Consider the following 10,499-nt stretch of genomic DNA (forward strand, 5'->3'; position numbering starts at 1 on the left):
CGATTAGTGCCAGAAGATTTGGACTTCGCCATCCGTGTGGAATGAATAGTCGTAGTCAGAATCTTCTAAAATTGAGGCAACAGCGGCTTGCGCCATTGTGTTAAATACTGAAAGTGGCATTTCGTTTGTTAGAACGAGTTGATCACGCAATTGTGGGTTCTTGCGGAACAAGAATTGGTAGTGACCAATGACATCTTCACGTACGTAGTCTTGTAAGTCGTGTAAATTAACAGTGGCAGATTCGTAACCAAAATCAGCGACTGTCGTCATGATTTCAGTCAAGCGCTTGGCAATTGAATCTTCTACTTCAGTGCGTACGTCCGAGTGAGCCGTTTCGGGTTGCCAGTCAGCGGCGTGTTGCAAATCATTCTTGGCAACTAAGTACTTGTTAGTCATAGTATTATCCTCGTGTGATGTATTTAATACATTAATCATACCAGAATAGTCGTGAAAAATGAGTAGGAAAATGTGCCATTTCATCGAAGACTGTTGCACCCAGGAAACGCTAAATTCTGCGGTTCATGTGGCATCATGTTATACTATTTGTTAGCAATTAAGTAGGGAGAATGTCGATATGGGACGTAAACGAAAAGCCTCAGTCGCAGGTGTAGTTGTTGCGTTGGGAATTTTTGCGTTGCAACAAACTGTTTTAAAGGACAATCATGGTTCACAACAAGGCAAGACGAATTATGCAAATTCAAGTGTGAAAGTGAATCAGTCGGTTGATTATGGTTCGCCAGAAGATCAACATCCGGCAGAATCTTTGGCCTCATCAGTTTTAACCGATGCGGTCAAGAAACAACTTGCTACCAATAGTATTCGATTTAACGGTTCAGGTGCATTCGTTTTGAATGATAATAAGACGTCGCTCGATGCGAAAGTTTCCTCAGCGCCTTACGTACAGTTAGCTAAGCAAGATTCACTTGGTCGTGCAGGTGTAGCTAACGCGCTGTTGAATAAGTCGAGCCGTATTTATCGTTCTCGTGATGAAACGGGTAACTCACGGCAAATTAATCCAGTAGGTTGGCACCAGTTGACGATCGGTGGTAATTTCCATGTGTTGTACAATCGTGGTCACTCAATTGGGTACGCTTTAGCTGGTAGTGTGAAGGGGTTTGATGCGTCAGAAGCTAATCCACAGAACATTACCGCACAAACTGCCTGGGCGAACCAGTCATCAAATGGTAATGACGAAAATACTGGTCAGAACTACTATGAAACGCTAGTGCGAAAGGCGTTGGATAATCGTAAGACAGTGCGTTACCGCGTGACACCAATCTACGAGGGCAACAACCTCGTACCTTCAGGTTCACACATGGAGGCAAAGTCTTCAGATGGTTCATTGGAATACAACGTGTTTGTACCAAACGTTGAGCCTGGCGTTGTTATTAATTATGCGACTGGCTATGGAAAGCTTGCAAAGTAACTTGCGTAAGGCATAAAAAGTCGCTATACTAGTTATATTGTTGGATCTGTAGTGTAATGGATATCACGTCGGATTCCGGTTCCGGAGATGAGGGTTCGATTCCCCCCAGATTCATTGATATAACGAAAATAAAGCTCTGAAAGCCTTGGTTTAAAGGTATTTCAGGGTTTTTATTTTTTCTTTGTAGCACAATTATGGATAACGTCATGAAGACAGCCGTTTTGCCATAAATTTGTTAGGTTAAACCTTGCAATGTGTTAAGTTTACCTTTATTATAAATATATAAAAGAATACTTGTGCGACGTGGTCACAAGCGTTTTTGAAATTTAAACATAACGAATGATAATACATAGAAAAAGGTGAACAAGATGGCATCATCAGAAGGTAAGGCAATAATGGGACGCAACATTAAGCGGCTCATAAAGCAACGAGAAATTACAGCGGCGCGATTAGCTGAAATCGTTGGTGTATCAACGGCGACAATTTCTGATTGGTCGAACGGTAAGACGTATCCTCGCATCGATAAAATTGAAGCAATGGCGGATTACTTTGGGGTATCGAAGTCAGACCTAGTTGAGGATCCAGATAAGGTGTCGACAGCGGTAGCAACTGACGAGCCGGTCTTGATGGCGGCACACTGGGGATTGGATATTTCGGGCTTGCCTGATGAAGATCGTCATCGTGTGATTGACCGGGCAAAAGCTTATATCGAAGGATTAATTGCGGACTACGAGGATCGGAATGCGAAGTAACGATTACGATGAGTTGTTGATGCGCGTCGAGCAAGATTTGGTGGCCCATGGCCTAGAAGCCGTTGTCTTAGATACGATGCCGTTGAAAGAAAATTCCGGTCTTGATGGGGTGGCATATCTAAAGGGAACTAAGGCTTACATTTTTATTGATAAAACCTTGGCAACATTTGATAAGGCGCGGACCTTAGTTGAGGAATATCATCATGCGATTTCAGACCTTGGTGATCATTTGGATTATGACGCTGTCCGTGCACATAATAATGAGGTGAACGCCCGTGAAGAGGTGATTGCGTACATGACATCACCAGAAGACTTAGTGCGGGTAGCTCACCTGCACGAAGACGAGCCGTTTGCTGCGTGGATGCTGACGGAGCATCTAGGTTACCCAGCTGATTTTGCTGAAGAAACGGTAGCGTACTATCGACGCCGTGGTTTGATTCCCGGTTAAACACGATAGATTATTTTTTAAGAAAAGAAGGTAGTAGATCGATGGCATTACCATCAAACCAGCGTAATGGCATGCATTTTCAATCAATGGTGTCAGGAGTTGCAAAAGATAAGCAAAAAGCAGTGAAGTATGTCCAAAAGGGAGCTACTCGGCGAGACATGCTTGAATTGATTAATGCGTTTAATGCAGCACATCCCATGGATCGCATTAGTTATCGTTAGGAAAAACCTAACAAAACGCTTGCAATTAACTTTTACCTAACCTATAATAAATAATGTCCTAGTTAGCAGGGATTATGTTGATTAGGACTTTTATTAACTAATAGGGTTAGGTTTAAGTTAACCGAGTGGGAGGATGGATATGACCATTAATGTATTTGCAGGAGCTGTTGTATTTGCAATTTTAGTAATCATTTGGATTGGGATGATGTCAGTGGCGTCACTGGTAGAATACTTGATGTCACGCCGTTGGGCGGCTATCTTCCGTGGTTTGGGCCGGATTGTACGTTATGGATTTGCTCGTCTAGGCGGTGCCAATCAACAGGAAGCGCACCGACTAGTTCTACAAAAATAAGGTATTAATATAGGCAATCAGTACAGAGAGACTGATTGCTTTTTTTGTTCACAATTTAGGAGTGTTTCATCACAAATTGTCCCAAAATAACCTGTATTCCCTTGCTATCCTATCAAAGAAGAGAAAAGGGAAGGTTGAGACCATGATGAAACGATTGGTTTTATTGATTGCGGCGAGTTTCTCGTTGACACTGGCATTTGGTACGGTAACTGGTTATGGGGATGACTCGACGACATTACCAATTGCGCAAAATAGCAAGACATCAGATAAAAATACAATTATTGCGGCATATGTTGATGCCCTTGAAGAAATTGATTTGATGCGTGATCGCTTTAAAGCAGAGCCTGATGTGGTTGACTGCTTAAAGAAAGCGGATCATCAATTGAGTGATCACCTCACGCAAACTGAGAACGGACTGCTGTCCGCAGAACAGTCGGCTTATCAATATGTCGCGGACTACATTTTTTTGATTCATGAGGTGCGGCTGCTAACAATTTTTAATGATGACAAGGATGGCTGGGCTGATAAGTTGAAGAACGAGGAAGATATTCTACAAACAAATTTGCACGACTTTCAGGCCTTGAATGATCCATTTACTTTGCAAGATTTAATCCATATGGCAGACTACCAATTAATTAATGATGCTTTGACTGAAGAAGAGGTTGTGAAAGCTTCTTCAATTTCTTTATCAGCGAATGAAGAACGTTCATTGATTGATATGACGGGAACGTGGTTTGCAGTTATTGGCACAGTGACGGTATTAGTTGTGTTGACGTTAATTGAGTTGCATACGAGCGTGATGTCAACCGTATTTCGGCGAACAAAACGTCGGTTACTAGGTAAAGTCAAATAAGACAAAAACGACTAAACGAAGGTTTAGTCGTTTTGTATTTGAGACAATGTAAAGTTGAGCTTTTTTTAGGTTTAAGGCGTATAATAGATGTATCGATTAAATAAGATATTTGATGGTGACATCAGGTGGTTATTTGGGTCGGTTCGTAATGAACGGCAACGTTTGTTGCGGTGTTGAAAGCGCGTTGTTACAATTGTTTGCGAAACTTTATGCAAAGTCGTATAATAAACAACGTAAAAACGTTTACAAAGAATTTCTGGGAGGAATCTTAATAATGACTGTTAAGATTGGTATCAACGGTTTCGGCCGTATTGGTCGTTTGGCCTTCCGTCGCATCCTTGAGTTGAAGGATACTGCGGACGACATCGAAGTTGTTGCAATTAACGATTTGACTAACCCTGCTATGTTGGCATACTTGTTGAAGTATGACTCAACGCACGGTACTTTGCCAGTTGATGTTTCAGCTGACGAAGACGGTATCATCGTTGATGGTAAGAAGATCCGTGTTTACGCTGAGCGTAACGCGGCTGACTTGAAGTGGGTTGCAAACGATGGTGTTGAAATCGTTTTGGAGTCTACTGGATTCTACACTTCAGCAGAAAAGTCACAAGCTCACTTGGATGCAGGTGCTAAGAAGGTTTTGATTTCAGCTCCAGCTGGAAACATCCCAACGGTTGTCTACGGTGTTAACCAAGACACGTTGACTGCAGACGATCACATCGTATCTGCTGGTTCATGCACGACGCAATCATTGGCTCCATTGGCAAACGCCTTGGACAAGGAATTTGGTATCGAGATCGGTTTGATGACGACGGTTCACGCCTTCACTTCAACGCAAATGATCTTGGACGGTCCTAAGGGATCAAAGTTCCGTTCAAACCGTACTGCTTCAGCAAACACGATTCCTCACTCAACTGGTGCCGCTAAGGCTATCGGTTTGGTTGTTCCTTCTGTTGCTGGTAAGTTGGACGGTCACGCACAACGTGTTGCTGTTGTTGACGGTTCTGTTACTGAGTTGACGACTGTTTTGTCAAAGACTGTTACGGCTGAAGAAGTTAACGAAGCTGTTAAGAAGTACACGAACGACTCATTCGGTGTTAACGAAGACGAGATCGTGTCATCAGACATCATTGGCGACACACACGGTGCTGTGTTTGACCCAACTTTGACTAAGGTTATCACTGTTGGTGATAAGCAATTGGTTCAAACTGCTGCTTGGTACGACAACGAATACGGTTTCACTTCAAACATGATCCGTACTTTGTTGCACTTGGCAACTCTCTAATTGCTAGTTTCTAGCAGATAGAGTAAAAACAGGTGGTTTAGGCATACTAAACCACCTGTTTTTTGTTATAATAGACTTATTGAAGTAATTTAATTATATACACAGAAAGAAGGACTTTTCCCATGGCTAAGTTGACTGTTGAAGACTTGGAGTTGAAGGGTAAGAAGGTTTTGATGCGTGTAGACTTTAACGTTCCTTTGAAGGAAGAGAACGGTGAAGTTGTTGTCTCAAACGACAACCGTATCGTAGCTGCATTGCCAACTATTAAGTACGTTTTGGAGCAAGGTGGACGTGCAATCTTGTTCTCACACTTGGGTCGTATCAAGAGTGAAGATGACAAGAAGGGCTTGTCAATGAAGCCTGTTGCACAACGTTTGGCTGACTTGTTGGGTCAACCTGTAACTTTCGTTCCTGCTACTGAAGGTAAGGAATTGGAAGATGCCGTAGCTGCATTGGAAGATGGTCAAGTTTTGATCTTTGAGAACACGCGTTTCGAAGACGTTGTTAACGGTGAAGAAGTTAAGCGTGAGTCAAAGAACGATCCTGAGCTTGGTAAGTACTGGGCTTCATTGGGTGATGTCTTTGTTAACGATGCGTTTGGTACTGCACACCGTGCCCACGCTTCAAACGCAGGTATCGCAGCTAACATTGCGCAAACTGCTGCAGGCTTCTTGATGGAAAAGGAAATCAAGTTCTTGGGTGGTGCCGTTGAAAACCCAGAGCGTCCATTCGTGGCTATCATCGGTGGTGCTAAGGTTTCAGACAAGATTACGATTATCGAAAACTTGTTGAAGAAGGCTGACAAGGTTATCGTTGGTGGTGGAATGGCCTTTACGTTCGATGCTGCTAACGGTAAGGCTATTGGTAACTCATTGTTCGAAGAGGACAAGGTTGCGTTGGCTAAGCAATTGATCGAAGAAGCTGGCGACAAGTTGGTTTTGCCAGTTGACGCCGTAGCTGCTGATAAGTTTGCTAACGACGCTGATACTTACATTGCTGAAGATGGTATCAAGGATGGCTACATGGGTCTTGATGCTGGTCCTAAGTCAATCGAATTGTTCAAGTCAGTTTTGGCAGATGCTAAGACGGTTGTTTGGAACGGACCTATGGGTGTGTTCGAAATGCCTAACTTTGCCAAGGGAACTTTGGCTATCGGTGAAGAATTGGTTAAGGTTACTAAGGAGAACGGTGCAACGACTATCGTTGGTGGTGGTGATTCAACTGCCGCTGTTCAACAACTTGGTGTTGCTGACCAATTGAGCCACATCTCTACTGGTGGTGGTGCTTCATTGGAGTACTTGGAAGGTAAGACTTTGCCAGGTATCGCAGCTATTTCAGAAAAGGACTAATCTTTTAGTCGCTAAGATAGTTATTTAGAGGTTTAAACGTACATGTAACGTTTAAACCTCTTTTTTTGTGGGGGCAGTCGCCGAATAGCTTAAAATGTGGTATATTATTCCAAAGAGTAATAATTAAGAGGATCTATTATGGATATCCGTAAATTTGAAGTGTTTCTGGATTTAGCGAAAACATTAAGCTACACGGAAACAGCAGAACGATTGTTTACGACACAAGGAAACATTTCAAAACAGATTTTGTCTTTAGAGAAAGAATTGGATGTTAAGTTATTTGAGCGCAGTCATCGCATGATTAAGTTGACAGAAGCCGGAGATATCGCAGTCATCTATGCCAATAAGATTATGTCTGAGTATGAGGCGATGCGACAGACGCTACTGCAACATGCTGATGCGGCTGATTTTGTGCTAAATATTCACGCCATTCCGTCGGTGTCAAATTATCGTGGCTTCGAAATGATAACAGCCTTTCATAAGGCTCACCCTGAAGTAGAGCTTCATTTGTCTGAAGTTCACGGGGACCATGTCATTATGTCACTGGGCAATGGGCAGAGCGATATTGTATTTGGTCGTGATTTTGGTGATTTTGGCGATGATTACGAAACCGTTGTAACCGAGGAGGATTCGTTTGTGTGCATCTTGCCTGCAGATCATCCGCTCGCTAAAAACGAGGTTGTTAATCTAAGTGATTTGCAGAACGAAGACTTTTTGTTACTGGGACGTGAAACATTAATTTATGATCATGTGATGAGCTTGGCGAAAAAAGCCGGCTTTGTACCGCATGTCGCTTATGAAGGGCAACGTATTGATATTATTATGAATATGGTAGCCAGTGGGATGGGCGTCTCAATCATGATGGAAAAGAGTATTGATTTGCCACCGAATGGCACAATCGTTAAGCGTCATATTGATATTAGTGATGCAAGCGAAATGTCATTTATTCGTAAGGCGAATGTCCGCCATACAGAAGCGGCAAAACTCTTTTGGGAATTTATTCAGAAATAAAACAGACAAGCGCTCTTCACGATCCAAGAAACTTGTGATTGTAGGGCGTTTTTTTGTAACGTAATTATTTCCTAAGTGGACGGTTATTGGGCAAACTGACGGGGCGACATTTGATACAATAGGATTACTTAAATTCAAGACAGGAGTGTGGGCATGGTAATTGAGCATTGGTTAAATATTGCGGTCGTTATCTTACTTGTGTTAAATACGCTGGGAGCGATTGTAACGGTGTTCCGCGATAAAACACGGGATATCACCACAGTATGGGCTTGGATGCTGGTTTTGCTACTATTTCCGGTGTTTGGATTTGCGTTTTATTTCTTCTTTGGGCGGAAGTTATCAGATAAACGCATCTTTGATATTCGGACGCAACGAGTCATGGGGATTGACCGGATAGCGAAAAAGCAGAAACAGGAAATGAAGCGGCTTGAAGATAACGAGTACCGTGAAGAGCAGACTTTTGTTCGGCTATTTTTAAATAACGAACAAGCAATTTTTACAAATGAAAACGATGTCGAAATCTTTACTGATGGGCATGAAAAATTCGCGCGTTTATTTACGGATATTGAAAACGCGACGCATCACATTAATATTGAATATTACACAATTTATGATGACCAAATTGGTAATGAGCTAGTTGATTTGCTGACTAAAAAGGCACTAGAAGGGGTTCGTGTTCGAGTTATCTTCGACGCATGGGGATCTGGCGGCCGTCATAACAAGATGTACCAACGGTTACGCGATGCGGGTGGCCAAGTTGAGGCCTTCCTGATGGCACGATGGCAAATGTTTTCACTTCGAGTGAATAACCATGATCACCGTAAGTTAGTTATCATTGATGGTAATATTGGCTACATTGGTGGATTTAATGTCGGGGACCAATACTTGGGACGAAAGCCAAAATTTGGCCATTGGCGTGATACTCATTTGCGTGTTGAAGGGGATGCAGTGTTAGCCATGCAGAGTCGTTTCTTTATGGATTGGAACGCGACAACGGTGACTGAAAAATTGCAATTTTCAGAAGATTATTTTCCTGATACCACAGTAGCAGGTGGCGTTGCGATGCAAATTGTCTCATCGGGACCTGAATCAGATGCCAAGCAAATTTATCAGGGCTACCTACATATGCTGGCGATTGCACAGGAAAGCATCACCATTCAGTCGCCGTACTTTATTCCGAATCAGGCGATTATGGATGTGCTTTCGGTTGCAGCTCGGTCTGGCGTTAAAGTGCGAATCATGATTCCAGGGATGCCCGATCATGCGTTTGTTTACCGGGCGACCCAGTATTACGCACACCAGATGGTGAAGGCAGGGGCCGAAGTGTATACGTATGACAACGGCTTCTTACACGCAAAGACCCTCGTGATTGATGATAAGGTGGTTTCAGTCGGTAGTGCGAACATGGATATCCGATCTTTCGCGTTGAATTTTGAAGTAAATGCTTTTATGTATAGTCGTGATGTGGCTCGGCAAATGAATGATATCTTCGCCCAAGATTTGAAACACGCAACGAAATTAACTCGGCAATACTTTAGTGAACAATCGCTCTGGTTACGTTTCAAGCAAATGTTCTCACGTTTGTTGGCACCAATCTTATAATTGAAACCGCTTGCAATGGGGTGGTAAGCGCGTTACAATGACGACATAACACGATGAGGGGAACTAAATTATGTCTGAAGAGCGTACATTAGTATTGATCAAACCGGACGGCGTGGCACGTGGTTTGATGGGGGAAGTGTTTTCTCGGTTAGAGCGAAAAGGCTACCGAATCACGGATATGCGAATGGTGACAGCCACTGAAGCGCAATTGCGTGAACACTACGCAGATAAGGTTGATGCACCATATTTTCCAGAAATTGTTGACTATATGACGAGTGGCCCATTGGTGGCAATGATTGTTACCGGCACTAACATTGTTAAGAATTTCCGAGTTATGGCTGGTGTGACGAATCCAAGTGAAGCGGCGCCGGGAACGATTCGTGGTGACTATGGTCGTGATTGGGAAGATGGTGCAGTTCGTAATATTGTGCATAGTTCAGATAGTGTCGCCAATGCAGAACATGAAATTGGCGTTTGGTTTAGCTAGATTCAAATAGAGTAACTTTTAAGCGGTTGGGACAACAATGTCCTGACCGTTTTTTGTGTTCTTCAAACTTTATACCTGTTGACCTGTTAGGATGTGGGGTGGTTGATAACGGCATAATGTTTATTAATTCACAAAGGCTAGTTTCCCTTACTTAAAAATATGAAAACGCATTCAAGAAATAGCTTGTTTGCCCATTTTTTCACGAATTTACATAAAAGGGTTGCGCTTAATTTGCCTTATGTGATATTATTCACGTGTAGAAAAAATCAGTTCGAAAGGTTGGTATTAACGCATGTTTGGTAAGGATAATGAATTTTGCCAAATGGTGTTGACAACTCTTTGTGAAATGATATACTAATTATGTTAATAAATGAGCAAACAGAAATTTGAAAGATTATTTAGAGGTAAAAATCATGGCTGATGCACCTAAGAAGAAAGTTTTAACGGCAGAAGAGAAGGCAGCACGTTTCGAAGCTGCCAAGAAGATGACGTCAGAGTTGGTCGACAAGTCTGAAATCGCTTTGAAGGAATTCTCAACGTACACGCAAGCGCAAGTTGATAAGATCGTCGCTGCAATGGCTTTGGCTGGTTCAGAAAACTCATTGTTGTTGGCCCACGAAGCGCACGATGAAACTGGTCGTGGGGTTGTCGAAGACAAGGACACGAAGAATCGCTTCGCCTCAGAATCTGTTTACAACGCCATCAAGAACGAC

Annotated in this window: 12 protein-coding genes, 1 tRNA gene and 1 pseudogene; 13 read left to right on the plus strand and 1 reads right to left on the minus strand. The window is 42.7% G+C overall.

The genetic code is table 11. The annotated features are described in order from the left end of the window. Nucleotides 1-3 precede the first annotated feature (3 nt). Nucleotides 4-396: a hypothetical protein gene (locus ACJ28U_RS05495; protein WP_043709687.1), complete on the minus strand. Its 393-nt coding sequence runs from the start codon at nucleotides 394-396 to the stop codon at nucleotides 4-6. Between the two features lie 178 nt (nucleotides 397-574). Here ACJ28U_RS05495 and ACJ28U_RS05500 point away from each other — a divergent pair, with 178 nt between their 5' ends. The 13 genes and pseudogenes from ACJ28U_RS05500 to ACJ28U_RS05560 all read left to right on the plus strand — a co-directional run. Next, nucleotides 575-1,426, plus strand: coding sequence for a DNA/RNA non-specific endonuclease (locus tag ACJ28U_RS05500; RefSeq protein WP_407618643.1), 852 nt, complete (start codon nucleotides 575-577; stop codon nucleotides 1,424-1,426). A 42-nt stretch (nucleotides 1,427-1,468) separates the two neighbouring features. Beyond that, a tRNA-Arg gene (locus ACJ28U_RS05505) sits at nucleotides 1,469-1,540 on the plus strand. A 254-nt stretch (nucleotides 1,541-1,794) separates the two neighbouring features. Then, nucleotides 1,795-2,178: a helix-turn-helix domain-containing protein gene (locus ACJ28U_RS05510; protein WP_010368871.1), complete on the plus strand. Its 384-nt coding sequence runs from the start codon at nucleotides 1,795-1,797 to the stop codon at nucleotides 2,176-2,178. Continuing rightward, entirely contained in the window at nucleotides 2,168-2,626 is a 459-nt protein-coding gene (locus ACJ28U_RS05515; protein ID WP_407618644.1) for a hypothetical protein, read from the plus strand. Before ACJ28U_RS05510 ends, ACJ28U_RS05515 begins: the two co-directional genes overlap by 11 nt. A 41-nt stretch (nucleotides 2,627-2,667) precedes the next feature. Beyond that, the gene (locus ACJ28U_RS05520) at nucleotides 2,668-2,847 is read left to right on the plus strand and encodes a hypothetical protein (protein ID WP_010368877.1); all 180 of its coding nucleotides are present in this window, start codon (nucleotides 2,668-2,670) and stop codon (nucleotides 2,845-2,847) included. Nucleotides 2,848-2,986: 139 nt separating this feature from the next. Then, complete coding sequence (locus tag ACJ28U_RS05525) at nucleotides 2,987-3,199, plus strand: hypothetical protein (RefSeq protein ID WP_099087736.1); 213 nt, start codon at nucleotides 2,987-2,989, stop codon at nucleotides 3,197-3,199. Nucleotides 3,200-3,341: 142 nt separating this feature from the next. Further along, the gene (locus ACJ28U_RS05530; protein ID WP_099087735.1) at nucleotides 3,342-4,052 is read left to right on the plus strand and encodes a hypothetical protein; all 711 of its coding nucleotides are present in this window, start codon (nucleotides 3,342-3,344) and stop codon (nucleotides 4,050-4,052) included. Between the two features lie 274 nt (nucleotides 4,053-4,326). Continuing rightward, nucleotides 4,327-5,337, plus strand: a complete 1,011-nt coding sequence (gene gap / locus ACJ28U_RS05535) for a type I glyceraldehyde-3-phosphate dehydrogenase (protein WP_010369259.1) — start codon at nucleotides 4,327-4,329, stop codon at nucleotides 5,335-5,337. 122 nt (nucleotides 5,338-5,459) lie between these two features. Beyond that, nucleotides 5,460-6,686 carry a phosphoglycerate kinase gene (locus ACJ28U_RS05540; protein ID WP_010369262.1) on the plus strand — a complete coding sequence of 409 codons (1,227 nt, stop codon included), beginning with the start codon at nucleotides 5,460-5,462 and terminating at the stop codon, nucleotides 6,684-6,686. Nucleotides 6,687-6,824: 138 nt separating this feature from the next. Beyond that, nucleotides 6,825-7,697 (plus strand): LysR family transcriptional regulator, encoded by an 873-nt coding sequence (locus ACJ28U_RS05545; protein WP_099087734.1) that lies wholly within the window; start codon nucleotides 6,825-6,827, stop codon nucleotides 7,695-7,697. A 153-nt stretch (nucleotides 7,698-7,850) separates the two neighbouring features. Beyond that, a complete protein-coding gene (cls, locus tag ACJ28U_RS05550) occupies nucleotides 7,851-9,299 on the plus strand; it encodes a cardiolipin synthase (RefSeq protein ID WP_407618645.1) in 1,449 nt (482 codons plus the stop codon). A 70-nt stretch (nucleotides 9,300-9,369) separates the two neighbouring features. Then, nucleotides 9,370-9,786 carry a nucleoside-diphosphate kinase gene (gene ndk / locus ACJ28U_RS05555; protein ID WP_010369270.1) on the plus strand — a complete coding sequence of 139 codons (417 nt, stop codon included), beginning with the start codon at nucleotides 9,370-9,372 and terminating at the stop codon, nucleotides 9,784-9,786. Between the two features lie 413 nt (nucleotides 9,787-10,199). Further along, nucleotides 10,200-10,499 (plus strand): annotated as a pseudogene (locus ACJ28U_RS05560) (bifunctional acetaldehyde-CoA/alcohol dehydrogenase); the annotation flags it as partial.

Source organism: Weissella sp. MSCH1 (assembly GCF_045799135.1).
Taxonomy (GTDB): Bacteria; Bacillota; Bacilli; order Lactobacillales; family Lactobacillaceae; genus Weissella.

Bases quoted from the DNA above. Each gene is read 5' to 3' on its own strand.
- ACJ28U_RS05515 (WP_407618644.1), top strand. From the start codon at position 2,168: ATGCGAAGTAACGATTACGATGAGTTGTTGATGCGCGTCGAGCAAGAT.
- ndk (WP_010369270.1), top strand. From the start codon at position 9,370: ATGTCTGAAGAGCGTACATTAGTATTGATCAAACCGGACGGCGTGGCA.
- ACJ28U_RS05545 (WP_099087734.1), top strand. From the start codon at position 6,825: ATGGATATCCGTAAATTTGAAGTGTTTCTGGATTTAGCGAAAACATTA.
- ACJ28U_RS05520 (WP_010368877.1), top strand. From the start codon at position 2,668: ATGGCATTACCATCAAACCAGCGTAATGGCATGCATTTTCAATCAATG.
- gap (WP_010369259.1), top strand. From the start codon at position 4,327: ATGACTGTTAAGATTGGTATCAACGGTTTCGGCCGTATTGGTCGTTTG.
- ACJ28U_RS05510 (WP_010368871.1), top strand. From the start codon at position 1,795: ATGGCATCATCAGAAGGTAAGGCAATAATGGGACGCAACATTAAGCGG.
- ACJ28U_RS05530 (WP_099087735.1), top strand. From the start codon at position 3,342: ATGATGAAACGATTGGTTTTATTGATTGCGGCGAGTTTCTCGTTGACA.
- ACJ28U_RS05540 (WP_010369262.1), top strand. From the start codon at position 5,460: ATGGCTAAGTTGACTGTTGAAGACTTGGAGTTGAAGGGTAAGAAGGTT.
- cls (WP_407618645.1), top strand. From the start codon at position 7,851: ATGGTAATTGAGCATTGGTTAAATATTGCGGTCGTTATCTTACTTGTG.
- ACJ28U_RS05500 (WP_407618643.1), top strand. From the start codon at position 575: ATGGGACGTAAACGAAAAGCCTCAGTCGCAGGTGTAGTTGTTGCGTTG.
- ACJ28U_RS05525 (WP_099087736.1), top strand. From the start codon at position 2,987: ATGACCATTAATGTATTTGCAGGAGCTGTTGTATTTGCAATTTTAGTA.
- ACJ28U_RS05495 (WP_043709687.1), bottom strand. From the start codon at position 396: ATGACTAACAAGTACTTAGTTGCCAAGAATGATTTGCAACACGCCGCT.